The following is a 26,613-nucleotide window of genomic DNA, read 5'->3' as shown; positions in this document are numbered from 1 at the left end:
CCCGCGCCTCCCGTCCGCCGTTCCCGCACCACCCACCCCACAGGAGTGAGCATGACCACCGTCACCCCCGCCGCCACCACCGTCACCCCCGCCGCCCTGGCGGCGCTCCGCGCCGATCTCGTCACGCTCCTCGGCGAGCGCGGGGTGAGCGCCGACGAGCGCACCCGCGCCCGCGCCTCCGTCGACGAGGCGACCATGAGCCCCATCCTCAGCGCGCAGCTGCCCCTCGGCCTCGCCGACCTCGTCGCCTACCCCGCGTCGGCCGACGACGTCGCGGCCACCCTGCGCGCCGCCGTCCGGCACGGCGTCCCCGTCACCACGCGGGGGAAGGGCACCGGCAACTACGGCCAGGGCATCCCGCTGCACGGCGGACTCGTGCTCGACACCTCGCGGGCGCGCGCCGTCGTCGAGGTCGGCGACGGCTGGGTCACGGCCGAGGCCGGCGCCTCGATGGTCGCGCTCGAGCAGGCCGCCGCCGCCACCGGCCAGCAGCTCTGGATGTACCCGTCCACCGCGCAGTCCACGATCGGCGGGTTCCTGTCCGGCGGGTCCGGGGGCACCGGGTCCATCGCGCACGGGTCGAACTGGCAGGGCTTCGTCACGGCGCTCGACGTCGCGCTGCCCGGCGCCGACGGACTGCTGCACGTCGAGGGCGACGAGGCGCAGCCGTTCGTGCACACCTACGGCACCGCGGGGATCATCGCCCGCGCCACCGTCCGGCTCGAACCGCTGCAGGAGTGGCGTGCCGTGTACGCGTCGTTCCCGACGTTCGAGGAGGCCCTCGTCGCCGTGCGGACGCTCCGCGGGCTCGACCCCGTGCCCCGGCTCGTCAGCGCCGACCGCGCCGAGGTCGCCGCGACGCTGCCCTCGGACGCCGCGATCCCGGACGACCGGGCCAGCCTGCGAGCGATCGTCGACGACGCCGTGCTCGACGAGGCACGGGCGCTGATCGAGCAGGCCGGCGGGAGCGTGCTGGACGTCCGCGAGGGCCTGCAGCAGACCACCAAGGTGTCGATGCTGTCCTACAACCACCCGATCTGGTGGCTCAAGCGGAACACCCCGGACACCGAGTGGTTCCACGTCGAGGTCGGCGGCGAGGCCCTGATCGACCGGATCGCCGAGGTCGAGGCCGTGTACCCGGGCGGGATGCTGCACATCGAGGCGGCGCACGTCGGCCCGATCGGGATGCTCACCGCGCCGTACACCGGGGCCGAGGACGTCTACGCCGGGTACCCGCTGCTCCGCGACCTGGGGGTCCGGGTGCACAGTCCGCACCAGTACTACGTCGACCACGGCGTCGAGGAGCTCGTGGCGCTCAAGCAGCGCACCGACCCCGAGGGGCTGCTCAACCCGGGGCACGTGATCGACCCGTCGCTCGTGGTCAGCGGTGGCTCGACGGCGTCGGCGCAGCCGGTCGTCCCGGGGTTCGGCAAGTGACCGCCGGCTCACGGCTGCTCGCCGAGCTGTCCGGCCCGGCGGTGGCCGCGGGGCTCGGTCCCGACTCGATCGTCGTGCAGCCGACCGGTGCCGTCGAGCACCACGGCCCGCACCTGCCGCTCGTCACCGACTTCCTGCTCGCCGACCGGATCGGGGGCGCCGCCGTCGAACGGGCCGCCGCCGAGGGCCTGGACGTCTGGCAGCTCCCCACCATCGCGTTCACGAAGTCCGACGAGCACAGCTGGGCGCCGGGGACCGTGTGGCTCGACGAGTCGACGATGTTCGACACCGCGGTCCAGGTCGGACGGGCGGTCGCGCTGATGGGCGCCGGCTCGCTCGTGTTCGCGAACGGACACGGCGGGAACGTCGCGCTCCTGCAGGTCGCGCTGCGGGAGATCCGGAAGCGCTACGGGCTGAAGACGTTCCTCATGCCGACGCTCGCGCGGGTCCCCGGCCCCTCGGGCGAGGACGCCGACGAGCGCGGCCTCGGGATCCACGGCGGTGCGGCCGAGACGTCGATGATCCTGCACCTGCGGCCGGACCTGGTCGACATGTCGCTCGCCGAGCGGTGGGTGCCCGACCACCTGGCCGAGTTCGAGCGGATCCGGTTCAACGGCGGGCCGGTGTCGTTCGGCTGGCTGTCGAACGACTTCGGGACGCCCGGGGTCGTCGGCGACGCGAGCCGGGCCACGGCGGCGTACGGGCAGGCGCTGTGGGACGTGTCGCTCGACGAGGCGGTGGCGTCGCTGCACGAGATCGCGCGCTTCGACCCGGCGGTGGCACGGCCGGCGGCCGGTGCCGGCGCCGTCGCGGGTGGTGCCGGCGCGGGTGGTCCCGGCGCGGGTGGCGCCGCCGGGGTCGGTGGTGCCGCCGTTCCCGCTGTGGTGGCGGTGTCGTGACCGTGCTGGCGGGGCAGGCGGCGGCCGCGACCGGCGACGCCGCTGCCCCGGCCGACCCGGCCGCCCTGGTCGACCCGCTCGTCCTGGCGGCGGCCTGGCTGCCGTCGGCCGAGGACGGCCCGGGTCCGACGATGACGCTGTCGACGGTCGGGCTCGACGGCTACCCCGACGCCCGGACCGTGCTGCTGTCGCGGTTCGACGGGGAGCGCCTGCACTTCCACACCGACGCGAGGAGCCGGAAGGCGGCCGAGCTCGCCGCGCTCGCCCGTGCGGCGGTGACCCTCGTCTGGCCGGAGGTGGCCCGGCAGCTCGTCGTCGTCGGCGACGTCGCACCCGTGACGGACGCCGAGGCCCGAGCCGCCTACGCCGCCCGCACGCGGTACCTGCAGGTGCTCGCGTGGGTGAACGACCGCGAGGCCGCGGAGCGTGACCCCGAGCACCGGCGACGGGTCTGGGCGGACTTCACGGCATCGCGCGGTGGTGCTGCGCTCGACCCGCCGTCGACGTGGGCCGGGTACGCGCTGGCCCCGCGGCGGATGGTGTTCTGGCGCGGTGCTGTCGACGCCGCGAGCCACCGGACGGCCTACGAGCGGGGCCCGGACGGCTCGTGGTCGCAGGAGTCCTGGCCGGGCTGACCGGCGTGCTGTGCCCGCACTCGGCGGCTTCGAACCACGTCCCCGACGTCGAACCAGCGGGGCCGCTCGGTTCGGCGTCGGGAACGTGGTTCGACCCGCGCACGCGACGCCGGGCGCCGCGCGCTACGCCCCGCCGAGCGCCCGCGTCGCCAGGTGCAGCGCGAGCCGCGTCTCCGGGTCGCCGAGGTCGACGCCGAGCAACCGCTGCACCCGGTCGATCCGGTCCGCGACGGTGTTCCGGTGCACCCCGAGCACGGCCGCGGTCTCGGCGACGGACGACTCCGCGTCGAGGTACGCCGCCAGGGTCGACCGGAGCGCTCCCCCGCCGCGCTCGAGCGGGGCGAGGAGCTGCTCGGCTGCCGGCAGGAACGTGTCGGTCTGCGTCCACGCGAGCAGCAGCTGCGCCAGTCCCAGACGGTCGACGTGCACGAACCACCCCGACTCCGGCCGGGCCGCGGCCAGGCGCACGGCGTCGCCGGCCTCGCCGAGGGTCCGGACGAGTCCGGCGGGACCGGCGTGCACGCTCCCGACGCCGGCGTTCGTGTCGACGGCCGAGCGCAGCGCGTTCTGGGCGGACCGGACGGAGGCGGCGAGGGCGGCCACGGCGGCCCGGTCCGGCTCGTGCGGCACGGAGCACCAGAGGGCCCAGCCGTCGGTCTGCTCGACCACGACGATGTCCAGGCCCTCGCCGTCGAAGGCCATCTCGACCTCGCGGCGCAGGGCGACGGCGTCGACGGGTCCGCGGGCGACCAGCCGGATGCCGACGTGCCACGCGTCGAGCTGCCACCCCGCGGCGATGGTGCGCTGCACGAGCGGCGGCGCGGGTGCCCCGTCGGCCGTGCGGAGGTCGTCGAGCATCGCCATCCGGTAGCGGGCGTCGCGTTCGTCGTCGAGCCGGGTGAGCACGAGGCGGTGCCCGGCCGCGACCGCCGCGACCCGCAGCGCCGTGGCGAGCGTGGCCCGCTCGGCGCGGAGCGGCGCGGTCAGCCCGACGGCCAGCCAGGCGCGCGGCCCGATGCCGGTCGGCACCGGCACGGCGACGACCGTCTCGGCAGCGCCGCCCGACGACGCAGCACCGCTTGACGAGCCAGCACCGCCCGACGAGCCAGCACCGCCGGACGAGGCGCCGTCGCCGGGGTCCGTCGCCCACACCGGCTCGCTCGTGCCGACGGTCCGGGCGAGCAACGCGGCCGTCGACGGCGCGACCCCGGCCCCGCGGAGCGGCCGACCGGAGGCGTCGAGGAACCGCATCGGGTGCCCGAGGTCCGCCTCGAGCCGGGTGAACAGGTCCTCGAGCTCGGGGCCGGCGTCGAGCCCGGCGCGCGCGGCGACGACCGCGGCCCGTGCGGCCGGGGCGTCGCCGGTGCCGATCAGCTCGTGCACCCGCACCGACGTCGTCCACGGGTCGGGCGTCGCGAGCACCCCGACCCCGAGCCGGTCGGCGAGCGCCGCGGTCCCCGGCCCGGGCAGCGGGGTGTCCTCGGCCACGGCGACGACGAGGACGGCGACACGGGCGGACGCGGCACGGCGCAGCAGCACGTCGAACCGGGCGTCGAAGCGGGCCACGGGGGTGAGCAGCACGACCGCGTCGTCCTGCGGGGTGAGCGTCCGGCCGACCTGCTCCGGCGTGCCGACGACCCCGCGGACCGCCGCGACGGTGCCGGTCACCGGTCCCACGAGCACCTCGGTGCCGGTCGGCAGCAGCGGCAGGAACTCCGCGACGGGGATCACGCGGCGACCTCCGGCACGGGGTCGGCGTCGATGCCGAACGCCCGCGGCGAGACCCGTTCCGTCCGGCGCGGGTCCGCCCACCACCACGGGGCCCCCGGGAGCACGAGCACGGCGAGCTCGTCGCCGACGCGGGCGCGGTCGGTCGCCACGGGCCGCAGGGACCGTGCGTCGACGACGACGATGCAGCTCGGGGTGGCCGCGACCGGCTCACCGTCGACCAGGCAGTGCACCCACTCGCTCCCGGCCTCGACCCGGACGACGGCCCCCGACCCGAGGTCCTGCAGTGCCATCGACCCGTGCACGAAGGCCACGGCGTCGCCCCCGCGCTGCACGTCGAGCACCCGACCGTGGGCGACCAGCCGACCACCGACCGCGGCCGCGAGCGCGCCGACGTCGCGCGCCCCGGCAGCGGCCCGTCCGGCACGGAGCGCGCGGCTGACACTGCCCAGGACGGCGCGGTCCGCGAGCGTCCCGGCGTCGACGGGGCCGATCGCGAACGCCGCCCACCCGCCGCTGTGCGACACCGCCTCGCGCCACACCGTCTCGAGGTCGCTCGGGTCGGGGGCGTCGACGACGATGCGGAGCCCGCTCGACGTGACGGCGGCCGCGGTGACCGGGACCGGGTCGACGAACAGGGACAGCTGGTCGATCCGTGGCGTCGCCCGACCGACCAGGTCGGCGTCGACGAGCGGCAGCCCGGCCGCCACGGCCGTCAGCGCGGCCGCGGGTCCGGTGACCCCGCCGATCTGCGCCGCGACGACGGCGTCCGCCCGCCGACCGGTCCAGCGCTCGACGGCCGCGAGCGCGTCCGGCAGTTCACGACCGCTCGGGGTCTTCTCCTCGAGCACGGTCGTGGACCCGATCAGCCCGACCGCCACCACCGACCCGAGGGCGCCGTCCAGCGGCACGACGGGCACCGCGGCCGCGCCGAGCGCGGTCCGCAGCGCGTGCAGCATGTGGTCGACCTGACCGCCGCCACCGCACCCCAGGAGCGCGGTGCCGCGACCGAGGTCGTCGACGTCGACGGCCTGGAGGCTCGTCACGGCTCCGTCACGCTGCTCGCCCTGGTGCACACCGTCGATCCTCGCGCATCGGCGCGGCTCAGCGCGCCCCCACCGGCACCCGTTCGTGCAGGTCCTCGACGGGCACGAAGGCGTCGTCGAGCCCGAAGCACGAAGGTCCGAAGACGGCGAGTGCCTCCGGGGTGCGCATGAGGTCGGGCGTCGAGACCCCGACCACCCGGACGCGCTGCCCGTACCGGAGCCGCTCGGTCGTGATCGGCTCGGCGGTCTCCGCGTCGAGGACGCAGATCAGGTCCGGCACGACGGCGACGAGCCGGCCGTCGCGTCGCGCCACGAGGTTCTCGTTCTGGAAGGCGATCTCGAGCTCGGACCCGTCGGCGCCCTGCACGGTCGCGCGGCCCTTCGCGAACCCGTCCACCGTGCGGCGCTCGACGTCGACGACCTTGCCGTCGAACAGCTCGCGCAGGTGCGTGTAGATCGTCTGCGAGAACGCCTCGGCGAGGCCCTCGACGGGGTCGCGGTGCTCCTCGCGGGCGACCCGCACGGCACGACCGACGGCGAGCGCGAGGGACAACGTGCGCGGCACCGCGGTCTCGCGGACCTGGCGTCCGGTCATGGCGTACTCGGCGATGTACGCGACGCCGCCGAGCCGGATCGTGACGCCGCGGGCGAGCCACTCCATCTGGCGGTTGTCGTGCCCGGTGTAAATGACGACGCCGTGGCCGTTCTCGTCGCTGATCGCGAGCGGCGACCCGGGGACGCCGTACACCGAGAACGTCTCCATCTGCAGCTCCGGGAACGCGCGGCCCATGCCGTCCGCGTCGACCACCGGCAGTCCCCCGGTGGCCCCCACGAGGAGCGGGATCATCGAGTTGATGCCGCCGCACTCGATGGGCATGGTCGCGGTCGCGGTGCGGCCGAGGTGCTGCTCGAGCCGTCGCAGGGCACCGAGCGGCTCCGGGCCCGCCGGGAGTCGTTCGAGCACGACGGTCGGGGCGCCCATCTGCGCCGTCGGGATGACGAGGGCATCGTCGGGGACCTCGTCGGGGTCGAGGATCGTGACGGGGCCGTGCTCCGTGATCGCCGCGCGGACGAGCAGCATCCCCACCGTCGGGTCGCCGCCGCCGCCGGTGCCCAGGATCGCCGCGCCCCGGGCCAGGTCGGGCAGGTCGTCGACGTCGATCGTCCAGCTCATGCGTGCTCTCCCTCGCTGACGGTGCCGTCGTGGCGGACCGCCGGGGTGTCGTAGCCGAAGTACCTCGGGCCGGCGAGCGCGAGGCCCGCCGGGGTGTGCCAGCGCGGGTCGGCCGGCGCGGTGACGATCCGGACGCGCGCGCCGAACCGCAGGCCCTCGGTGGTGATCGGTTCGCCGGTGTCGGCGTCCAGCGTGACGATGAGGTCCGGTGCCGTGGTGCGTACCGACCCGGCCACCTCGACCAGCAGGTGCTCGTTCTGGAACCGGAGCAGGGCCTCCCGGCCGGTGTCGCTGCCCGACCCGGTCAGGTGGGCGGTCCCGCGGGCGAACCCCGTGACGGTCTTCCGCTCGACGTCCGTGACCTTGCCGGTGAAGGTGACCCGACCCCCCAGGACCGACGCGACCGCGTCGACGGGGTCCTCGTTCGCGGCGCGCGCGTCGACCAGGGCCTCCCCGAGCCGGACGCACAGCGACAGGCTGCCGCGGACGTACGAGTCGCGGACCTGTGCACCGCTCATGGCGTAGTTCGCGGTGATCGCGGAGCAGCCCATCTCGACGGTCGCGGTGCGGGCGAGCCGCTCCGCCCACCGGTTGTCGACGGTGTCGAACACGACCGAGTTGCCCTTCTCGTCCGCGAGCGCCATCGGCGTCGCGCGGACCCCGGCGAGCGTCGGCAGGACCATCTGGACCTCCGGGAAGGCGCGGCCCATCGCGTCGCCGTCGACGAGCGGCAGGCCGAGCTCGGCCGCGGCGACGATCGGACTCGTCGAGTTGACCCCGCCGACCTCGATGCACGCGATGTGTGTCGGCGTGACCCCGAGGTGCGCGGCCAGGCTGCGGACCGCCTCGGCGAACTGCCCGGCGGACGGGGTCTTCTCGACCATCACGCTCGGCGCGCCGATCATCGCGACGTTGAGCACGACGGCGTCGTCGGGCAGGTCCTCGACCTGCACCACCGGCACCGGGCCGTGCGCACGGACGGCGGCCTCGGCGAGCAGCCGGCCGATGTACGGGTCGCCGCCGCCGCCGGTGCCGAGGATCGCGGCGCCCCGGGCGAGCGCGGAGCAGTCACCGTCGATGGTGGTGAGCGGCCGGGTGCCTGCGAGTGTCCCGACCGGGCTCTCGACGGTGCTCATCGGACGAGGGCCCCGAGTGCGAGGTCCCCGACGGCCTTCGCCCGGATACGGGTGGCGTTACCGGGCAGGTACGGGATCGGGACCTCGTCGAAGTCGACGATCGCGACGCTCGACGGGTCGGCGCCGGCCGCGACTGCACGGTCGACGGCCTCCTGCCGGGCCTCGTCGACGACCGCGGACCGCTTGCCGTCGCTGATCGCGTAGACCTTGTCGACCTCGCCGGACACCTGCGCGATGGCGGCGCCGATCGCGTTCGCGACCGAGTAGTGCTCCGGCCGGTGCACCGTCCCGAGCCCGGGCAGGGTGTCCGGCAGCAGCACCGATCCCCCGCCGACCGCGACCACGGGCAGCGGCGCGGACGAGGTGCGCATGCGCTCGACGACGTCGGCGACGCGCTCGGCGATCACCGCGAGGGCCCGCTCGGCGACCTCGGCGGGCACCCCGGCGACCCGTGCGGCGTCGCCCACCGTGCCCCGGCCGCCGCGGACCGCGACGTCGGTGGCGGTGAGGGTGTCCCCACCGAACACGAGTGCCTCGTCGACCAGGCGGTACCCGACCGAGTCCGGTCCGACGACCGCGCCGTCCTCGCGGATGCGGGACCCGCCGCCGATGCCGATCGACAGCACGTCGGGCATCCGGAAGTTCGTGCGGATCCCGGCGACCGCGACCTCGCCGGTGGCCTCGCGCGGGAACCCGCCGGTCAGGACGCCGACGTCGCTCGTGGTCCCGCCGACGTCGACGACCGCGCACGTGTCGAAGCCGGAGAGCACCGCGGCGCCGCGCATGGAGTTCGTCGGGCCGGACGCGAACGTCGCGACCGGGTAGCGCCGGGCGTACTCGACGTCCATCAGGGTGCCGTCGTTCTGGCTGAGGAAGAGCGGCGCCTCGATGCCGCTCGACGCCACCGAGCCGGACAGCCCGTCGACGATGGTGTCTGCGAGCTCCCGGAGCGCGGCGTTGATGATCGTGGCGTTCTCCCGCTCGAGCAGGCCGATGCGGCCGATCTCGCTCGACAGCGAGAACGCGACGTCCGGCCCGAGCTCGGCGGCCAGGATCTCCTGCGCGCGCTGCTCGAACTCGTCGTTGATCGGCGAGAACACCGACGAGATCGCGACCGAGCGGATGCCGGCGGCGGCGATCACGGCGGCGTGCCGCTTGAGCTCCTCGAGGTCCAGCGGCGAGATCACCCGGCCGTCGAACTCGTGCCCGCCGTGCGCGAGGAACGCCCGGCCCTGCACGGCGCCGACGAGCCGCTCCGGCCAGTCGGTGTACGGCGGCAGCGAGGCGGTGGCCGGGAGCCCGAGCCGGACGGCTGCGGTCGGGGCGAGCCCGCGGGCCTCGATGAGGGCGTTGATGAAGTGCGTCGTGCCGATCATCACGCCGTCGACGTCGGCGGACCCGAAGTCGCGCTGCTCGCGGAGCCCGGCGAGCGCCGCGACGATGCCGGAGGTCACGTCCTGGCTCGTCGATCGCTTCACGGCCGCGGCGACCGTGCTGCCGTCCATCAGGACGGCGTCCGTGTTCGTGCCGCCGACGTCGATGCCGATGCGCATGGGGGTCCTCTCGGGGTGGTGCGGATGGTGGAGCGGGTGGCGTCGGCCGTGCCGCGGCCGGATCAGGAGGCTGCGGCACGGCCGACGTCGGCGACGGTCGACGTGGGGGGAACGCCGGCCGTCGGTCTCAGGGCGCCGGAGCGGGTGCGGGCGCAGCCGGCGCCGCCGCCGCGACGGTGGGCGCCTGCTCGGTGCGGCTGACACCGACGCCGCGGACCCAGCCCGCCTTGCCGGCGACCACGTACAGGACGAAGGCGATCACGACCGAGTTGATCGACGGGATGCCCACGGTGACGAAGTAGCCGACGACCGAGGCGATCACCCAGATGACGAGCGTGGCGGGGACCCACGTCGGGCTCGTCGCCGGCAGCGACTCGCTGTCGCTGAGCTCACGACGCCAGCGCTTCACGACGAAGTACTCGGCGACCATGATGCCGGCGATCGGCGGGAAGACGACGCCCAGGACGATGAGGAACGGGGTGAACGCACCGAGGAAGCCGACCGCGGCGAGCACGGATCCGACGACACCGAGCACGAGGGTGACGACACCGCGGTTCACCTGCTTGCCGAAGACGACGTCGATGAAGTTCGTGACGCCGAGACTCGAGCTGTAGATGTTCCAGTCGTTGATCTTGAACGTCCCGAGCAGGATCACGAGGATGCCGACCCAGCCGACGCTCGACGTGATCACGCGGGTGATGTCCGACGAACCGACGGCGTGGGCGAGCAGGACGCCCGCGAGCCCGATGACGTACTCGCCGAGGGTCACACCGAGCGCGGTCTGCTTGACGACGTCGCCGACCGACCGGTTGAAGCGGGTCATGTCCGGGGTGATCACGGCGCCGACGATGAAGCCGCCAGCGACCAGCGTGGTGCCGGCGACGAAGCTCAGTTCGGGGCCAGCGGGGGCCTTGGCGGCGAGCTCGGCGATCGAGTGCTTGCTCAGCTCGACGACCACCGCCCACCCGACCAGGATGAGGAACAGCGGCACGGTCACGTTCGCGAGCCACTGCATCGAGTGGAACCCGCGGAGCACGATCGCCGTGACGAGCAGCCCGAACACGAGCGACCACGCCCACGCCGGCAGCACGGGCAGGATCGCGACGAGCCCGGCGGCGGAGACACCGGACTGGATGCCGAACCAGCCGATCAGGCTCAGGCCGATCGCCAGGCCGACGAGGGCGGACCCGGCCTTGCCGAACCCGGTCCAGCGCGCGATGACCGAGGTGTTCAGTCCCTCGCGCATGCCGATGACGCCGACGAAGACCGACACGATCTCGAGGATCACGGCGCCGAGGGTGATCGCCCAGAACGCCTGCCAGAACCCCATCCCGAAGCCGAGCGTGGCGCCGAGGAGGAACTGGGACAGGGCGGAGATCTGACCGAACCGTTGGACGGCCACCTGGAACCAGCCGTAGCGGGCGGTGGTGGGGACACGGGACAGGGAGTAGTCGTCGACGACGACGGACGGGGCTGGTGGTGCTGACGCTGCACTGGCCATCGGGATGCTCCTGGGGAAGGGGTGCCGGTCGGGCGACCGGGTTGGGGCAACCGTAGTGACGGGCCAGGAGCGGCAGAACGTGCAGGTCGTCGTTACGGGCACGTGAATCCGTGCACCCTGCACACCCCGCTGCGGAGCCGTCTCGGTGCGCGTGCGGCGTCGGTGGAGCAGAGGACGTCGGGTGCGCTCCCGGCGGGCGACGTCGTGTGCTCCATCGCTAGCGTGCGCGACCCCGGCCCGACTCCGACCCGACCCGACCCGACCCGGCCCGGCACGCCCGACCCGACCGCCCCGGCCCGCCCGGGAACGACGAAGGCCCCGCCGCAGTGCGACGGGGCCTTCTCGTGTGGTGCGCTCGAAGGGACTCGAACCCCCAACCTTCTGATCCGTAGTCAGATGCTCTATCCATTGAGCTACGAGCGCATCCGGCTTTCCAGCCGAACCGGCCTTGCGGCCGTGGAAGACTCTACAACAGGTGCGGCGCGGAACGCGAATCGAGCCGCGCCGACCCGGCCCCTCGGCGTGTCGCATGACTCACACGATGGTCGGCTCCTCGTCGAACACCTCGGCGAGGAACACCTGCAGCGCCTGCCACGACCGACGGTCCGCCCGCTCCTGGTACTGCGCGCCGTGGTCGGGGGCGTCGGTCCCCGGCACCGCGAACGCGTGCATCGCACCCGCGTACGTCACGACCTGCCAGTCGACCTCCGGGGCGCCCCGCATCTCGTCCTGCCACGCGGTGACCGCGCTGTCCGGGACGACCGGGTCCGAGCCGCCGGTGAGCACGAGCAGCTTCGCCCGGATCGCGGCGGCGTCCGACGGGTCGTGCGCGATGAGTCCGCCGTGGAAGGAGACGGCCCCGACCAGGTCCGCCCCGGTGCGGGCGAGCTCGAGCGCGCCGGAACCGCCGAAGCAGTAGCCCATCACGACGATGCGCGAGTGGTCGACGTCGGGGTCCTCGCGGAGCTGTTCGAGCCCCGCGGTCAGCCGGGCGCGGAAGAGCGGCAGGTCCTGGTAGAACGAGCCGGCGACCTCGGAGGCGGTGTCGTCGCCCGGGCGGACGCCCTCGCCGTAGACGTCGGCACCGAACGCGACGTACCCCAGGCGGGCGAGCATCGCGACGCGGGCCTCGACGTGCTCGTTGACCCCGTGCCAGTCGTGCACGACGAGGACGGCGGGGCGCGGGCCGGACTCCGCGTGGTCCTTCGCCAGGACGCCGAGGAGCGCGGTCCCCTCGTGGTCGTAGCGGACGGGCTCGACGCGGACGTCGGAGCCGGCGGGAGCGGGGACGGTGGACAGGACGTCGTCGGTGGTCTTCACGATGCGCGACGCTACGCCGCGCGACCAGGAGACGGACGGGAGGATCGTGGCGGGGCCCGCCACGATCCTCCCGTCCGTCCGCGCGCACCGCGCGCACCGCGTCAGCAGTCGATGTTGTCCCAGGAGTCGGGGCCGACGGATCCCGCCGCGTACTCGTCGAGCGGGGTGTCCCCCGCGCGCCAGGCCTGCAGGAACGGCTCGACGACCCTCCACCCCTGCACCGCGCTGTCCCCGCGCACCGACAGCGTGGCGTCGCCCTCGAGCACCCCGGCGAGGACCTCGCCGTAGGCACTCAGCCGACCCGGGTTGAAGGTGGTCGTCAACGAGGTGTGGTCGATCGTGTACGGGTCGCCGGGGCCGTTCACGTTGAGCTCGAGCTGCATCTCGTCCGGCGCGATCCAGATCCGCAGCTTGTCGGGTCGTTCGGCGCCGGTGAGCCCGTTCGGCACGTGCGGCGAGTCCTTGAACGTGATGACGATCTCGCGGCGTTGCTGTTCGAGCGCCTTGCCCGAGCGGAGCGTGAAGGGCACCCCGGCCCACCGCCAGTTCGCGACCTCGAGGGTGAGCTGCGCGAGCGTCTCGGTGCCGAGCGACGGGTCCACGCCGTCCTCGTCGACGTAGGACGGCAGCGACCGGTCCCCGATCGTCCCCGCCGCGTAGCGGGCCCGCTTGCCCGCGGCCACCACGTCCCCGCCCCACGGCCGGACGGCGCGCAGGACGAGCTCCTTCTGGGTGCGCAGGTCGTCCGCGTCGATCGACGCCGGGGCCTCCATCGCGACGACCGCCATCACCTGCAGCAGGTGGCTCTGGATCATGTCCACCAGGGCGCCCGCCTTGTCGTAGTAGCGCGCGCGACCTTCGAGCCCGAGGGTCTCGTCGTAGACGATGTCGACGCGGGCGACGTGCTGCGACGACAGCAGCGGCTCGACGATGCGGTTCGCGAAGCGCAGGCCGAGCAGGTTGAGCACGGTCGAGCGGCCGAGGAAGTGGTCGACGCGGTGGATCCGCTCCTCGGGCAGGAAGGAGTGCAGCACGTCGTTGAGGTGCTCGGCGCTCGCGGCGTCGGTGCCGAAGGGCTTCTCGAGCGCCAGGCGCGTGCCCGACGGCAGGTCGAGGTCCTTCAGGACCGCGCAGCTCTTCTCGGTGACCGCCGGCGGCAGCGCGAAGTAGACCGCCGGGTCGTGGTCGCACGCGGCGAGGAGTGCCCGGAGGTCGTCGGCGTCGGTGACGTCGGCCTTGCGGTACGTCGAGGCGGCGACGACGTCGAGCAGCCGCTTGCCGAGCCGTTCCCCGCCGTCGTGGGCGCCCTCGTCCTCCTCGTTCTTCGACGCCTGGGCGTTCTCGAACGAGGTCTTCACCTGCGCCTTCCAGTCGGCGTCGGAGAGGTCCTCGACGCCGGCGCCGACGAGCTGCACGTCCCAGTCCTCCTTCACCTCCAGCAGGGTCGCGAGGCCGGGCAGCAGCAGCCGCTTGGACAGGTCGCCGCTGGCTCCGAGGATGAGCAGGCTGGTCTGGAGGCTCGACATGCCCCAGACGGTACTCACGCGTTCCGGCGCGTGGCCGGGCTGCGTCGGTACGGTGGTCCCAGTCCGGCGCGAGGGAGCACCATGAGCAGTGGGTACGGAGGGCGACGCATCCGCGTCGCCGTGGTCGGGACCGGCATGATCGCCGGCGTCCACGCGCGGGCGGCGCGTGCCGCCGGGGCCGAGGTGGTCGGGGTACTCGGCCGGACGCCGTCCCGCTCCGAGCAGGTCGCCGCGCAGCTCGACGTCCCCCGCGGGTACGCCTCGCTCGACGACGTGATCGCGGACGCGCCCGACGTCGTGCACGTCTGCACGCCGAACGACCAGCACCACCCGCAGGCCCTCGCGGTCATCCGCGCCGGGATCAACGTCGTGTGCGAGAAACCACTCGCGATCAGTGCCGCGCAGGCCGCCGAGCTGGTCGACGCCGCGGACCGTGCGGGCGTCGTCGCCACCGTGCCGTTCGTGTACCGGTACCACCCGGTGGTCCGGGAGATCCGCGGTCGGATCGCGGCCGGCGAGCTCGGGCGGATGCTGGCCGTGCACGGGCACTACCTGCAGGACTGGATGCTCGACGAGGACGCCTCGTCGTGGCGGGTCGACGCGGGGGCCGGCGGGGTGTCGCGGGCCTTCGCGGACATCGGTTCGCACTGGTGCGACCTGGTCGAGTTCGTCACGGGTGAGCCGTTCGCGTCCGTCTCCGCCGCGACCGACATCGTCTACCCGACCCGACCGTCGGCCTCGGGTCCGTCGTTCTCCGGCTCCCCCGACCCCGACCCGGTCGCGGACGCCGGGCAGCGCGCCGAGGTGACCACCGAGGACACCGCGGTCGCGACCTTCCGCACCGCCTCCGGCCGCATCGGGAACGTCGTCATCTCGCAGGTCGCCGCCGGACGCAAGAACCGGCTGTGGTTCGAGGTCGACGGCACCCTCGGCTCGGCGGCGTTCGACCAGGAGCAGCCCGAGTCGGCGTGGTTCGGCAACGAGCGGGGCGCCCAGGTCGTCGTCCGCGACCCGTCGCTCGGCTTCCCGGACCAACGGAGGCTGGCGGTCGTGCCGGCCGGCCACCCGCAGGGGTACCTCGACGCGTTCGGGGCCTTCGTCGCCGACACCTACGCGGCGGTCCGCAGCGAGGGCGACCGGTCGGCGTGGCCCGACGGGCTGCCGACGTTCGCGGACGGCGCCCGTGCGGCGTCGATCATCGAGGCGGTCATCGGCAGCGCGGCCGACGGGTCGTGGCGGGGGATCCGGTGAAGCTCGGGATGCTCACGGCATGCCTGCCCGGGTGGTCGCTCGAGCGGATCGCGGCGTTCGCGGCCGAGCAGGGCTACGAGCGGCTCGAGGTCGCGGTGTGGCCGGACACCGGGTCGCGCGACTTCGAGGCGGCGCACCTGCCCGTCGCCACGTTCACCGAGTCCGACGCCGCCGCGACGCGGGAGGTGCTCGACCGGTACGGCCTCGAGATCTCGGCGCTGGCGTACTACGAGAACAACCTGCACCACGACACCGACCACCGGGCCGCGGTCAAGGAGCACCTGTTCCACGCGGTCGACGCCGCTGCGATGCTCGGCGTGCCGTCCGTCGGCACGTTCGTCGGTCGGGACAACACGCTGTCCGTCCGGGACAACATGGCGCTCGGCGACCGCGTGCTCCCCGAGCTCGTCGACTACGCCGGCGAGCGGGGCGTCCGGCTGATCGTCGAGAACTGCGTGATGGAGGGCTGGCACCCCGACGGGTACCCGGGCAACCTCGCGTACTCCCCCGAGCTCTGGCACTGGGTCACCGGACTCGGCTTCGGCCTGAACTGGGACCCGTCGCACCTGACCTGGATCGGCATCGACCCGGTCGAGACGATCCTGCCGTTCGCCGAGCACATCGTGCACGCGCAGGCCAAGGACGTCGAGCTGTTCCCCCGCAAGCGGGACGAGTACGGGTTCTTCGGGAAGGTCGACAAGGGCGACGACCCGTGGGACATGGGCTGGTGGCGCTTCCGCGTCCCGGGCCGCGGGGTCGTGGACTGGCCGCACGTGGTCGACCGACTGTACGAGGCGGGGTTCACCGGCACGCTGAGCGTCGAGCACGAGGACCCGCTGTGGGGCGGCACCGACGAGAAGGTGCTCGAGGGCCTCCGGATCGCGCACCGCACCCTGCGCCCCCTGATCGCACGGGAGTCCTGAGCGCGTACAGGAAGCGGCGAGCACGGTGGAGCGCATGGGCCAGACCGTGAGCGACTTCGTCATCGACCGCATCAAGGCGTGGGGGGTCTCCCGCGTGTTCGGGTACCCCGGGGACGGCATCGGCGCGTTCGACGGTGCGCTCGGCAAGGCCGACGGCAGCGAACGGGCGCTCGAGTACGTCCGCCCGACGCACGAGGAGATCGCGGCCCTCATGGCCACCGCGCACGCGAAGTTCACCGGCGAGGTCGGCGTCTGCGTCGCGACGTCGAGCCCCGGGGCGTTCCACCTGCTCAACGGCCTGTACGACGCGCAGATGGACAACCAGCCCGTCGTCGCGATCGTCGGCCAGCAGGGCCTGGCGTCGATCGGGTCGTTCACCCAGCAGGAGTCGAACCTCGAGCGCGTGTTCGCCGACGTCGCCTGCTACGTCGAGACCGTCGCGACGCCGGACGCGGTCGGGGTCGTCGTCGACACCGCCTTCCGCACCGCGATGCTCCGCAAGCAGCCCGCCGTGGTGGTCCTCCCCCACGACGTCCAGGCCATGGCGTACGAGGCCCCCGCCGCCGAGCACTGGGTGTCCCGGTCGAGCGACGTCGCCCCGTCGATCCGGATCACCCCGCCGCAGGACGAGATCGCCCGGTTCGCCGAGGTCCTGAACGCCGGTGAACGCGTCACGTTCCTCGTCGGTGCCGGTGCCCGCGGTGCGACCGATCTGGTGCTCGCCGCCGCCGAGAAGACCGGCGCCGGGATCATCACGGCCCTCCGGGGCAAGGACGTCGTCCCCTCGGACGTGCCGTACCACACGCAGCAGGTCGGCCTGCTGGGGTCACGCCCGAGCCTCACGCAGATCAAGGAGTGCGACACGATCGTGCTCCTCGGCTCGAACTACCCGTACGGCGAGTACCTGCCGGCGAGCGGCCAGGCCCGCGGCGTGCAGGTGGACATCAAGCCGGAGCAGATGGGGCTGCGCTACCCGACCGAGCTCAACCTGTGGGGCGACGTCGGCGCGACGCTCGAGGCGGTGCTCCCGCTCCTGCACGACAAGCAGGACACCGCATGGCAGGACAAGCTCGCCGGTGAGATGCGCGAGTGGGAGGCGGAGATGGACCGCCAGGCCGAGGTGCACTACGACGACGGCGTCAACCCGCGCCGCGTGATCCGCGCCGTCAACGAACGTCTGCCCGAACGCGTCACCGTCACCTGCGACGCCGGGACCACCGCGGACTGGTACGGCCACCACATCCGCCTGCGCCGCGGCATGCACGGCGACATGTCCGGACGCCTCGCGACGATGCTCGCGGCGATGCCGTACGCCGTCACCGCGAAGTTCGCCTTCCCGGACGCCCCGGCGGTCTGCACGATCGGCGACGGTGCGTTCCAGATGCTCGGCATGAACGAGCTCATCACCGTCAAGAAGTACATGGCGCAGTGGCCGGACCAGCAGCTCGTCATCGTCGTCATGCACAACGACGACCTCGGCCAGGTCTCGTGGGAGATGCGCACCGAGGACGGCAACCCGATGTGGTCCGGCTCGCAGGACGTCGAGACCATGGACTACGCCGGGTACGCGCAGCTGCTCGGCTTCACGGGCATCGCGGTGCACCGGGACGACGAGGTCGAGGCGGCAGTGGAACGGGCGTTCGCGAACCCGGGCGTCACGCTCATCGACGCCTACGTCAGCCGCAACGTGCCGCCCCTGCCGCCGCACATCACCGCGGAGTACGCGATCAACACCGCGAAGAGCCTGCTCAAGGGCGACCCGGCCGAGCTCGGGGTGGTCAAGGACTCGGCGAAGGCCATGGCGGCCGAGGCCGTCGAGCGGGTGAAGGGGGCGTTCGGCCGGGACTGACCGCCGGGCGGGGACGTCCGTCACGTGTTGCCGATGTGAACACCTCGTGACACATCGCGGCAACCCCTGGCGCGTCCCCTGTGGGTTCTCCTAGGTTCGTCGCCGATGAACACCACCTCCCACACCCGAACGCGTCGCGCCGCCGCCGGCGCGGCGCTCGCGACCGCCGGCGTCCTCGTGGCGCTGTCCGTCCCGTCCGCCGCCCTCGCCGCCGAGGGCGACGCGACGATCGACCTCTACAACGTGAACGACTTCCACGGGCGCATCGCCCAGTCGCTCTCCTCGCCGCCGCGCGACGGCGACGCCGCCGGTGCCGCCGTGCTCGCCGGTGCGCTCGAACAGCTCCGTGGCAGCGACCCGTCGACCTCCGCCTTCGTCAGCTCCGGTGACAACATCGGCGGATCGACGTTCGAGTCCTTCATCCAGGAGGACCAGCCGACGATCGACGTGCTCAACCAGATGGACCTGACGGTGAGCGCGATCGGCAACCACGAGCTCGACCGTGGACAGACCGACCTGCGAGACCGCGTGATCGGGGCCGACGGTGCCCGCAACGCGAAGTGGGACTACGTCTCCGCGAACATCCTCGACTCGGCGACCGGCAAGCCCGCGTTCGACCCCTACGCGATCCAGGAGATCAGCGGCAAGCGCGTCGGCTTCATCGGCGCGACCGTCGACCTCGTGGAGCAGGGGCTCGTCAGCCCCGACGGCATCGCGGGCCTCGAGATGGGCGACATCACCACCGAGGTGAACAAGGTCGCCACGCAGCTCACCGACGGCGACGAGGGCAACGGCGAGGCCGACGTGCTCGTGCTGCTCGTGCACGACGGTGCGGAGTCCCCCACGCCGGTCACCGCCGACGGCGGGTCCGACTTCGCCCGCGCGGTCTACGGGGTCACCCCGAAGGTGTCCGCGATCCTCTCGGCGCACACGCACCAGACCTACACGTACTCGGTGGTCCCGAAGGGCGGCACGGTCCCCCGTCCGGTGATCCAGACCGGCTCGTACGGGTTCAACCTCGGGCACGTGCAGCTCACGGTCGCCGCGGACGGCACCGTGACCCCGACGAAGAACGAGAACATCCGGCTCGCCGGCAGCACCTTCCCGAAGGACGCCGCGGTCCAGGCCACGGTGGACACCGCGGTCGCCGAGGCGGACCGGCTCGGTGCCGTCGAGCTCGGTGCCGTCGACCGCGACCTCAAGCGCGCCGTGCAGTCGAACGGCTCCGAGAACCGCGGCGGCGAGTCCACACTCGGCAACTTCGTGGCCGAGGTCCAGCGCTCGCAGACGCAGCGCCAGGGCGCCCAGATCGCGTTCATGAACCCGGGCGGGCTCCGTGCGGACATCGCGTCCGGCCCGGTGACCTACAAGGAGGCAGCGGTCGTCCAGCCGTTCGCGAACACGCTCGTCGTGCTCGACCTCACCGGTGACCAGGTCCGCCAGGCGCTCGAGCAGCAGTGGCAGCCCGCGAGCGCGAGCCGTCCGTTCCTCAAGCTCGGCACGTCCTCCGGGTTCTCGTACACCTACGACCCGCTCGCGGACGCCGGGTCCCGCATCACCTCGATGACCCTCGACGGCGCTCCGGTCGACGCGGACCGCACGTACAAGGTGACCGTGAACTCCTTCCTGGCGACCGGCGGCGACAACTTCGCCGCGTTCAAGCAGGCCGCGGCCAAGCAGGACAGCGGCATGGTCGACCTCGAAGCCCAGGTCGAGTACTTCAAGGCGAACCCGTCGGTCGCGGTGCAGGAGGACCAGCGCGCCGTCGGCGTCCGTGTCAGCGACGCTCCCGAGGGCGGCTTCGGCCCCGGCGACGAGGTCCGGATCGACCTGTCGTCGCTGACCTTCAGCAACGCGGCGGACCAGGCAGGTTCGGTGTCGGTGAGCGCCGGCGGCCAGGAGCTGGCCTCGTCGCCGATCGACACGTCGGTCGTGGACACCACCGACGAGCAGGGACGCGCCACGCTGACCTTCACGGTGCCCGGGGTCGGCGGCGACCAGCCGACCGCCCGTGCGGCGGCGACGGGCACGGCGCTCCGCGCGGTCGCCCCCGCCGCGACCACCGACGAGCCCCTCGTCGTGACGCTGCCGAACGGCCAGACGATCACCCTCGCGGTGACCGTGCCGATCGAGGCCGCCGTCGACCCGACCGACCCGACCGATCCCACCGACCCCGGCACGCCGGGCACCGGTGACCCGAGCGCACCCGGCACGGGCGGCGGCTCGATCGGCGGCGGCAACGGAACGGGCACGGGCAACGGCGTCGCGGACGGAGCGCAGCGCCCCGGCACGGGCGCCCTCGCCTGGACCGGCGCCGAGCTCCTGCCTGCGGGCATCGCGGCCGGTGCCCTGCTCCTCGCCGGGCTGGTGACGATGGTGCTCGTGCGTCGGAACCGGGCCCTGCGCGGCGCGACGGTCGAGACCGACTGACACCGCGCCTCCCGGCTGGATCCGAGGACGGGCCGTCTCACCCAGGTGAGACGGCCCGTCCGCCGTCCGGCGAACGAGGGGCGGCGGCCCGTCCGACTTCCGTTACGGCCCGCGCAACAACCGCGAGGAGGGGTACGCTCAGCCTGTCGCACAGCGATGCGCCGCGCCGGGTCGCCCCCCAGGGCCGGACGGTGGTTCCGTCCGCGGACTCCGCGGCGCGGGTGCTCTCCGTCTCCAGGGAAACGGCGGAGGGCACCCACCATCGACCACCGGGGTTCAGCGGAACAGCTGCTCCCCGATGTACGAGCCCTTCCGCGGTGCCGGCGGCACGGCGAACACCCCGGACCCGATGTGCGACACGTACTCGTTCAGCCGGTCGGACGCGCCGAGCTTCCGCTGCAACCGGGTGAAGTGGTCGGGGTCCGTCATGTACGCCGCGAAGAGCAACCCGGCGTCGAGCTGGCCGTACTGGTTCAGCCCGTCCGTGTAGTTGTACCCGCGGCGCAGGATCTTCACGCCGCCGTTGGCCTCGTGCGCGGCGAGGGCGATGTGCGAGCGCGGGTCGATCGCCGTCGCACCGTCCGCGTCGGCGCCGTGCGCGGCCGCGTGGAAGTCCGGCGTGGTGTGCTCGCTGCCGCCGGACAGCGGCGCACCCTCGACCTTGGTGCGGCCGAACACCCGCTGCTGGTCGCTGACGACGTCGGCGTCCCACGTCTCCAGGTTCATCCGGATCTTCCGGACCACCTGGTAGGTGCCGCCGGCCATCCACCCGGCGTCGGAGTCGAGCCACACGAAGCGCTCGTACTCCTGGTCCGAGGTGACGTTCCGCGTGCCGTCCTTGAAGCCCATCAAGTTGCGCGGCGTCGACTGCGAGGGACCCGCGGACGCGCGGCCGAAGCCGATCACCGTCCACCGCACGGTCGCGGTGCCCCGCGCCATCCTGGCCAGGTCGCGGACGGCGTGGTACGCCACCTGCGGGTCGTCGGCGCAGGCCTGCAGCGAAAGGTCGCCGCCGGTCAGCCCGTCCTCGAGCGCGTCGCTCGGCAGGGTCGGGATCGCCGCCAGGTGCGCGGGACGCTTCGCGGCGAGGCCGAAGCGCTCGTCGAAGACCCCGGGGCCGAGGCCCACCGTCACGGTCAGGGACGCGGGGCCGAGGTCGAGCGCCTCGCCGGTGTCCGCGCCGACGCCCTCACCGTGGGCCGGCTCGACGCTGCCGATCGTCCGGCCGGCCTGCAGCTGCGCGATCGCCGCGGACCAGCGGGCGAGGAGCACCTGCAGCTCGGTCGCGGTCGAGGCGGTGAGGTCGAACACCATGAACACGCAGTGCCGCTGCGGGGTCGTGCGGATCCCGCCCTGGGGCTGCCGCGCGGCCGTCGCGTAGAACGGCACCTGCTGCGACAGGTCGATCGACTCGTCGGCGTTCGCGGCCGCCGCGAAGGGGTCGACGCCGGTCGCGGCCGTGGCCCCGGCGACGCCGGCGACCGCACCGACCCCGGCACCGGCTGCGGCGAGCCCGGCGCCGAGCAGTCCGCGACGGGAGAAGCGGGACGCGGTCACGCCGTCGCGACCTTCTCGGCCAGGCGGGACAGCGGGTCCTGGAGCGCCTGGACCTGCTGTGAGATGCGGTTGGCGTCCTTCGCCTTCGCGGCGTCGTCCCACGTGCTGAACCCGCCGAGGGCGTTCGCGTCGCGGAAGCCGTCCATCATCGTGTTCGTCGCGTCGAACTGCGCGGCGATCTGCTTCGTCAGGGCCGGGTCGACCTTGGTCAGGCCGGGCTTGAGGTACGCGAAGGCCTGCCGGGCGCCCTCGACGTTCGCGGCCAGGTCGACGAGGTCGATGTGGCTGTACGCCTCCTCTTCCCCGGTGATCTTGTTCGACTGGACCTCCTCGAGGAGCCCGGCGGCGCCGTTCGCGAGGTCCTCGGGCTTGTACTCGAGCGTCGGCACGAGCTTCGCGAGGAGCTGCACGTTGCTCGTCAGGTCGGCCGCGGTCTGCTTCGTCGTCGCGGTGATCGCACCGGCCTGGAACAGGTCCTTCTCGACCGCGTGGAACCCGCTCCAGCCGACGGCGTCGTCGAGGTTCGACTGGCGCATGTCGACCAGGTAGTCGAGGTTGCCCTTGTTGTCCGTGGCCGAGAAGCCCTGCTTGACGAACCCGTCGACGTCGCTCTCGATGTGCTCGTAGAACGGGCGGGCGGCGGCGTAGTCCCGCTTCGCGGCGTCGAGGTCGCCGGCGTCGACGTCCTTCTGCAGCTGCTGCACGGCGCTCACCATGTCGTCGACCTGGCCGTCGACGTAAGTCGCGTAGCCGGTCGCTCCGTCGGCGAGCAGGGTCGCGGCGCTGCTGTTCGCGGTCGAGGCCGCCTTCCCCGTGACGGTGAAGGCGGTGAGCTCCTTCGTCGCACCGGGGCAGTAGACCTGGTAGCTGCCGCCGGTCAGCGTGGCGGTGAACGTCACCGGGGCGAGCCCGGGCGCGAGGTTCTCCTTCTCGCCGAGGATCCGCTGGTCCTGCAGCAGTTCGACCTCGGTGATCGCGGTCGACGACTCGTTCTGCACCCGGAAGGTGACGGGCCCTGCGGGGACCTTCGTGGTCGACACGGCGCAGGCGTCGGAGCCGTCGTTCGTCAGGGTGATGGTGACGCGGGAGACCTTCCCCGACCCGGACGACGCGTCGTCGGCGGGGGTGCCGGCGGAGCAGGCGGTCAGGGTGAGGGCGGCGACGGCGCCGAGGGCACCGAGGGCGATCAGGGGTCGGGCGGCCAGGGGGCGGGCGGCACTACCGAACGGCATGGTCGAGGCTCCTTGCAGGGACGTCGGCGGGCGGTCCGCGCGACGGGTCGGTTCCGGGGGTGGTGGTCGTGGGGACGGAGACGCGGCGCCGGTCGCGGACCGCGAGCGCGGCCTGGGCGGCCGCCGCGACGAGCAGCACGAGGGGCAGCCAGGCGTTCCAGAGTCGGAGCTCAGCGGCGCGCGTCTGCGCGGCGGCGACGGCGGTCGCCGCACGGTCCGCGTCGGCGGTCGGGACGGCCCAGACGTCGCGTCCCAGCGTGGTCGTCCGAGCGGCCGGGAGGCCCCCACCGCGGAGCGTGAGCACGTCGCGTTCCGAGCGGGTCGCCTCGAGGACGCCGCCGTCGACGGTCGTCAGGGTCACCGTGTCACGGACGGTCCAGTCCGCCGCGAACGGGCCGGGGTTCGTCGACGGGGAGACGCCGACCGGGACGCGACCGAACAGCCCCACGAGCTGGTCGAGGGTCAGCGAGGTCGGTCGGTCGGCGGACGGGACGTCCTCGGTGACCTGCCACTGGTCGGCGGTGGTGCCCGCCCGGGCGACGCGGCGGTGGGCCGACGCGGGCAGGGTGATCTGTGCCTCCCGGCCGCTGCCGGCCACCCGCAGGACCGCCCTGTCCCCGTCGACGGACGCCGTGACGGAGCGCGCGTCGCCGGACACGGCGACCGTGCGGGGCAGGTCCGCGCCGCTGCCGGACGGGACGGCGACCGCGAGCACGACGGCCGTCGCGGCGAAGGCGGCGGCGAGGACGGCGCGCACCCGCGGGACGCGCTGCGGCGACGGCCGCCAGACGCGCGGCCAGAGCGAGATCGCGAGGACCGGGACGACGTAGAGGACCCAGCCGAGGACCTCGACGACCCGGGGGTCGGCGGGGATGCCGAGCACGCCCGTGACGAGCGCACCGCGGAGCGAGCCGTTCGGGGCGAGCCAGCCGAGGTCGACGGTGCGCTGCTGACCGATGACGAGCCAGCCGGCCTCGTGCGCGTGGCGGAGGGCGGTCAGGACGAGTCCACCGGCGACGAAGACCAGGAAGACGCCGGTGCCCGTGAAGAAGCGGCCGAGGTCGAGCTTCACGCCGCCGGTGTAGATCCCGTACCCGATGAGCACGGCCACGGCGATGCCGATCACGGCGCCGAGGGCGGCGGAGCCGGTGTCCGCGGACGCCTGGAAGGTGGCGAGCAGGAAGACCGAGGTCTCGAAGCCCTCCTTGAGGACCGCGAGGAACGCCATGCCGGCCAGGGCCCAGGCGGTGCCGCGGCCGAGGGCGGCGGTCGCACTGGCGACGAGGTCCTTCGAGAGCGTGCGGGCGTGGGTCCGCATCCACACGATCATGCCCGTGACGAACACCACCGCCACGGCACCGATGACGGTCTCCATGCCCTCCTGCTCGGCCTGCGGCAGGGCCTGCTCGACGAGCTGCAGCCCGAAGCCGACAGCGATGCTCAGGGCGACCGCGGCGCCGACGCCGATCCACATCGGGGTGAGCGGAGCGCGGTTGCGACGCAGGAACGCGGCGATGATGCCGACGATGAGCGTCGCTTCGAGGCCTTCGCGGAGGCCGATGACGAGGGTGGCGATCATGGCGAAGGTGAGGCTAACCTAACTCACCCTCGCACCGCCACTTCCGCGACGTGGGGTTTGATTGTTCTCATGAACCTGCTGTCCCCCGAGGGCCTGGCGTCGGTCACGAACGTGCTCGACCTCGCCGGCGTGCTCGCGTCCGCGCTGCTCGGTGGATCGCTCGCCCGGACGATGGACTTCGACCTGTTCGGGTTCCTGGTCGTCGGGTTCGTCTCCGGCCTGGGCGGCGGCATGCTCCGCGACACCCTGCTGCAGAACGGCCCCCCGGTCGCGCTCGTCGACCCGCTCTACGTGCCGGTCGCGATCGCCGGCGCGCTCATCGCCTTCTTCGTGTCGTTCTCCGAGCTCACCTGGGACCGGCTGTTCACCGTCCTGGACGCCGCCGTGATCGGGTTCTGGTCGGTGGTCGGGGTGCAGCGGACCTTCGACGCCGGGCTCGGCTGGCCCGCCGCGATCATCATGGGGACCATCACCGCGGTCGGGGGCGGGGCCATGCGCGACCTGCTGCTCCGCCGTGTGCCCGCGGTCTTCGGCGGCAACGCGCTCTACGCCACGGTCGCGGTCGCCGCCTCGGCCGTGATGGTCGTCGCGTCGTACCTCGGCTCCCCCACCATCGGGATCATCGCGGCCATCGTGCTGTCGCTCGGCCTGCGCTACGGCGCCGTCAAGCGTGGTTGGGGGCTGCCGAACGGCCGCGACTGGCAGCCGAAGTCGACCCTCGGCGCGCTGCTCCAGCGCGGCCGCCGACTCCGCCCGGACGCCGTCCGCCTGCTCCGCCGACCCGGTCGACGGTCCGGCGTCGGGAGCGTCCGGTCGGACACCGGCAGCGTCCGGACTGACCACGAACCGCACACCGACGACTGAGACTGGGCCACGACGGACCCTGGCGCTAGCATCGGTACCGCCGGGTATCGACCCCGGCGACCACCCGCCGATCGAGGCACCGACACGACCCGAACGTGCCGGTTCGTCCGTCGACGACAGGAGGTCGGGGCCGGCCACGTGCCGCGCGGGGAACCGACGCGCGGCGCGGCAGGCTCCGACGGACCGCACGGCACCACCGTGCGGGGATCGGCACGTCCGCCCGCCGTACGCGGCACGTCGTGCCGGACCGCCACGATCAGGGACCAGGACCAGATGCGCGACGACGACGCCCCCACACCGAGGACCCCGCGAGCCGAGGTCCGGGAGCGCCTGCTCGTCGCGGCCGCGCAGGAGTTCGCCGAGTCCGGACTGCACGGGAGCCGGCTCGACACCGTCGCCGCCCGCGCCGGGTTCAGCAAGGGGGCCGTCTACTCGAACTTCGCGTCGAAGCAGGACCTGGTCGCCGAGGTCATGCAGCGCCAGACGAACCTGGTGCTCGCGTCCCTGCGGGAGCTCGTCGGGCCGGACCTGGCGGCGGAGGACATCGGCGACGTCCTGCGCGCCGCGTTCGGGCGGCACGACCAGACCGCGCAGTTCGCCCTGCTGTCCGAGTTCCGGGGCTACGCGATGCGGCACGAGGCGTTCCTGCCCGAATTCGTGCGTCAGCGACGGGCGCTCCAGGACGGGGTGCTCGAGCTCGTGCAGGAGTGGTTCGGGGCGCACCCGGAGGTCTCGCCCGGGATGCGGCTCGAGGACTTCGCGACGCTGCTCGTCGGGGCGAACGTGGGGATCGTGTTCGACGCGCCGGCGTTGCCCGGGGTTGACCCGGGCGACGTCATCGCGGCTGTGGTGGACGCGGTGGTGCGCCCGCGCTGAACCACCGGCGGGCGGCGCGGGCGGCGCGGCGCGCGCGGCGTCCGGCCGCGCGGCGGGCGGCGCGCGGCGGGCGGCGCGGCGTGCTTCCCGTTGTGCG

At 73.5% G+C, this 26,613-nt stretch carries 20 protein-coding genes and 1 tRNA gene; 9 read left to right on the top strand and 12 right to left on the bottom strand.

Annotation, left to right across the window (positions count from 1 at the left end):
- The first annotated feature begins 51 nt into the window (after nucleotides 1-51).
- Genes HUN58_RS12170 through HUN58_RS12160 form a run of 3 tightly spaced genes read left to right on the top strand, consistent with a single transcriptional unit; the run spans nucleotide 52 to nucleotide 2,971 of the window.
- The gene (locus HUN58_RS12170; RefSeq protein ID WP_208745533.1) at nucleotides 52-1,437 is read left to right on the top strand and encodes an FAD-binding oxidoreductase; all 1,386 of its coding nucleotides are present in this window, start codon (nucleotides 52-54) and stop codon (nucleotides 1,435-1,437) included.
- Nucleotides 1,434-2,336: a creatininase family protein gene (locus HUN58_RS12165; RefSeq protein ID WP_180224817.1), complete on the top strand. Its 903-nt coding sequence runs from the start codon at nucleotides 1,434-1,436 to the stop codon at nucleotides 2,334-2,336. The genes HUN58_RS12170 and HUN58_RS12165 overlap by 4 nt, the downstream gene beginning before the upstream one ends.
- Nucleotides 2,333-2,971, top strand: a complete 639-nt coding sequence (locus tag HUN58_RS12160) for a pyridoxamine 5'-phosphate oxidase family protein (protein ID WP_217488525.1) — start codon at nucleotides 2,333-2,335, stop codon at nucleotides 2,969-2,971. Before HUN58_RS12165 ends, HUN58_RS12160 begins: the two co-directional genes overlap by 4 nt.
- 123 nt (nucleotides 2,972-3,094) lie before the next feature.
- On the opposite strand, the gene HUN58_RS12155 is transcribed toward HUN58_RS12160, so the two are convergent.
- From HUN58_RS12155 to HUN58_RS12115, 9 genes are all read right to left on the bottom strand, one after another.
- Nucleotides 3,095-4,702: a CdaR family transcriptional regulator gene (locus HUN58_RS12155; RefSeq protein WP_180224816.1), complete on the bottom strand. Its 1,608-nt coding sequence runs from the start codon at nucleotides 4,700-4,702 to the stop codon at nucleotides 3,095-3,097.
- The gene (locus HUN58_RS12150; RefSeq protein WP_180224815.1) at nucleotides 4,699-5,775 is read right to left on the bottom strand and encodes a DUF917 domain-containing protein; all 1,077 of its coding nucleotides are present in this window, start codon (nucleotides 5,773-5,775) and stop codon (nucleotides 4,699-4,701) included. Before HUN58_RS12150 ends, HUN58_RS12155 begins: the two co-directional genes overlap by 4 nt.
- Before the next feature lie 28 nt (nucleotides 5,776-5,803).
- Nucleotides 5,804-6,919: a DUF917 domain-containing protein gene (locus HUN58_RS12145; protein WP_180224814.1), complete on the bottom strand. Its 1,116-nt coding sequence runs from the start codon at nucleotides 6,917-6,919 to the stop codon at nucleotides 5,804-5,806.
- Nucleotides 6,916-8,055, bottom strand: a complete 1,140-nt coding sequence (locus HUN58_RS12140; protein ID WP_180224813.1) for a DUF917 domain-containing protein — start codon at nucleotides 8,053-8,055, stop codon at nucleotides 6,916-6,918. The genes HUN58_RS12145 and HUN58_RS12140 overlap by 4 nt, the downstream gene beginning before the upstream one ends.
- Nucleotides 8,052-9,608 (bottom strand): hydantoinase/oxoprolinase N-terminal domain-containing protein, encoded by a 1,557-nt coding sequence (locus tag HUN58_RS12135; protein ID WP_180224812.1) that lies wholly within the window; start codon nucleotides 9,606-9,608, stop codon nucleotides 8,052-8,054. The genes HUN58_RS12140 and HUN58_RS12135 overlap by 4 nt, the downstream gene beginning before the upstream one ends.
- A 127-nt stretch (nucleotides 9,609-9,735) precedes the next feature.
- Nucleotides 9,736-11,109 (bottom strand): cytosine permease, encoded by a 1,374-nt coding sequence (locus HUN58_RS12130; protein WP_058743069.1) that lies wholly within the window; start codon nucleotides 11,107-11,109, stop codon nucleotides 9,736-9,738.
- 347 nt (nucleotides 11,110-11,456) lie between these two features.
- Nucleotides 11,457-11,532, bottom strand: a tRNA-Arg gene (locus tag HUN58_RS12125).
- Nucleotides 11,533-11,643: 111 nt separating this feature from the next.
- Nucleotides 11,644-12,429, bottom strand: coding sequence for a dienelactone hydrolase family protein (locus HUN58_RS12120; RefSeq protein WP_114850596.1), 786 nt, complete (start codon nucleotides 12,427-12,429; stop codon nucleotides 11,644-11,646).
- A 101-nt stretch (nucleotides 12,430-12,530) separates the two neighbouring features.
- Entirely contained in the window at nucleotides 12,531-13,955 is a 1,425-nt protein-coding gene (locus tag HUN58_RS12115; protein WP_180224811.1) for a glucose-6-phosphate dehydrogenase, read from the bottom strand.
- 81 nt (nucleotides 13,956-14,036) lie between these two features.
- Here HUN58_RS12115 and HUN58_RS12110 point away from each other — a divergent pair, with 81 nt between their 5' ends.
- From HUN58_RS12110 to HUN58_RS12095, 4 genes are all read left to right on the top strand, one after another.
- A complete protein-coding gene (locus tag HUN58_RS12110) occupies nucleotides 14,037-15,206 on the top strand; it encodes a Gfo/Idh/MocA family protein (RefSeq protein ID WP_180224810.1) in 1,170 nt (389 codons plus the stop codon).
- Between the two features lie 8 nt (nucleotides 15,207-15,214).
- Complete coding sequence (locus tag HUN58_RS12105) at nucleotides 15,215-16,129, top strand: sugar phosphate isomerase/epimerase (protein ID WP_217488524.1); 915 nt, start codon at nucleotides 15,215-15,217, stop codon at nucleotides 16,127-16,129.
- 34 nt (nucleotides 16,130-16,163) lie between these two features.
- Entirely contained in the window at nucleotides 16,164-17,978 is a 1,815-nt protein-coding gene (locus HUN58_RS12100) for a thiamine pyrophosphate-requiring protein (RefSeq protein ID WP_114850474.1), read from the top strand.
- A 105-nt stretch (nucleotides 17,979-18,083) separates the two neighbouring features.
- Nucleotides 18,084-20,408, top strand: coding sequence for a bifunctional UDP-sugar hydrolase/5'-nucleotidase (locus tag HUN58_RS12095; protein ID WP_180224808.1), 2,325 nt, complete (start codon nucleotides 18,084-18,086; stop codon nucleotides 20,406-20,408).
- Between the two features lie 276 nt (nucleotides 20,409-20,684).
- Here the strand turns inward: HUN58_RS12095 and HUN58_RS12090 are convergent, their stop codons facing one another.
- From HUN58_RS12090 to efeU, 3 genes are read right to left on the bottom strand one after another with little or no spacing between them, the layout of a single operon-like run.
- Nucleotides 20,685-21,965: a Dyp-type peroxidase gene (locus HUN58_RS12090; RefSeq protein WP_114850476.1), complete on the bottom strand. Its 1,281-nt coding sequence runs from the start codon at nucleotides 21,963-21,965 to the stop codon at nucleotides 20,685-20,687.
- Complete coding sequence (efeO, locus tag HUN58_RS12085) at nucleotides 21,962-23,197, bottom strand: iron uptake system protein EfeO (RefSeq protein WP_180224807.1); 1,236 nt, start codon at nucleotides 23,195-23,197, stop codon at nucleotides 21,962-21,964. The genes HUN58_RS12090 and efeO overlap by 4 nt, the downstream gene beginning before the upstream one ends.
- The gene (gene efeU / locus HUN58_RS12080) at nucleotides 23,184-24,776 is read right to left on the bottom strand and encodes an iron uptake transporter permease EfeU (protein WP_114850478.1); all 1,593 of its coding nucleotides are present in this window, start codon (nucleotides 24,774-24,776) and stop codon (nucleotides 23,184-23,186) included. Before efeU ends, efeO begins: the two co-directional genes overlap by 14 nt.
- 69 nt (nucleotides 24,777-24,845) lie before the next feature.
- Between efeU and HUN58_RS12075 the strand changes: the two genes are divergently transcribed.
- Both HUN58_RS12075 and HUN58_RS12070 read left to right on the top strand, forming a co-directional pair.
- Entirely contained in the window at nucleotides 24,846-25,640 is a 795-nt protein-coding gene (locus HUN58_RS12075; RefSeq protein WP_058743270.1) for a trimeric intracellular cation channel family protein, read from the top strand.
- A gap of 273 nt (nucleotides 25,641-25,913) precedes the next feature.
- Nucleotides 25,914-26,516, top strand: a complete 603-nt coding sequence (locus tag HUN58_RS12070) for a TetR/AcrR family transcriptional regulator (protein WP_141862526.1) — start codon at nucleotides 25,914-25,916, stop codon at nucleotides 26,514-26,516.
- Nucleotides 26,517-26,613 lie beyond the last annotated feature (97 nt).

This window comes from Curtobacterium sp. Csp1 (assembly GCF_013347185.1).
This window is presented reverse-complemented; position numbering and strand designations above follow the sequence as displayed.

Coding starts and splice junctions, on each gene's coding strand:
- HUN58_RS12170 (WP_208745533.1), top strand. CDS start 52: ATGACCACCGTCACCCCCGCCGCCACCACCGTCACCCCCGCCGCCCTG.
- HUN58_RS12145 (WP_180224814.1), bottom strand. CDS start 6,919: ATGAGCTGGACGATCGACGTCGACGACCTGCCCGACCTGGCCCGGGGC.
- HUN58_RS12140 (WP_180224813.1), bottom strand. CDS start 8,055: ATGAGCACCGTCGAGAGCCCGGTCGGGACACTCGCAGGCACCCGGCCG.
- HUN58_RS12135 (WP_180224812.1), bottom strand. CDS start 9,608: ATGCGCATCGGCATCGACGTCGGCGGCACGAACACGGACGCCGTCCTG.
- HUN58_RS12130 (WP_058743069.1), bottom strand. CDS start 11,109: ATGGCCAGTGCAGCGTCAGCACCACCAGCCCCGTCCGTCGTCGTCGAC.
- HUN58_RS12115 (WP_180224811.1), bottom strand. CDS start 13,955: ATGTCGAGCCTCCAGACCAGCCTGCTCATCCTCGGAGCCAGCGGCGAC.
- HUN58_RS12110 (WP_180224810.1), top strand. CDS start 14,037: ATGAGCAGTGGGTACGGAGGGCGACGCATCCGCGTCGCCGTGGTCGGG.
- HUN58_RS12105 (WP_217488524.1), top strand. CDS start 15,215: ATGCTCACGGCATGCCTGCCCGGGTGGTCGCTCGAGCGGATCGCGGCG.
- HUN58_RS12100 (WP_114850474.1), top strand. CDS start 16,164: ATGGGCCAGACCGTGAGCGACTTCGTCATCGACCGCATCAAGGCGTGG.
- HUN58_RS12095 (WP_180224808.1), top strand. CDS start 18,084: ATGAACACCACCTCCCACACCCGAACGCGTCGCGCCGCCGCCGGCGCG.
- efeO (WP_180224807.1), bottom strand. CDS start 23,197: ATGCCGTTCGGTAGTGCCGCCCGCCCCCTGGCCGCCCGACCCCTGATC.
- efeU (WP_114850478.1), bottom strand. CDS start 24,776: ATGATCGCCACCCTCGTCATCGGCCTCCGCGAAGGCCTCGAAGCGACG.
- HUN58_RS12075 (WP_058743270.1), top strand. CDS start 24,846: ATGAACCTGCTGTCCCCCGAGGGCCTGGCGTCGGTCACGAACGTGCTC.
- HUN58_RS12070 (WP_141862526.1), top strand. CDS start 25,914: ATGCGCGACGACGACGCCCCCACACCGAGGACCCCGCGAGCCGAGGTC.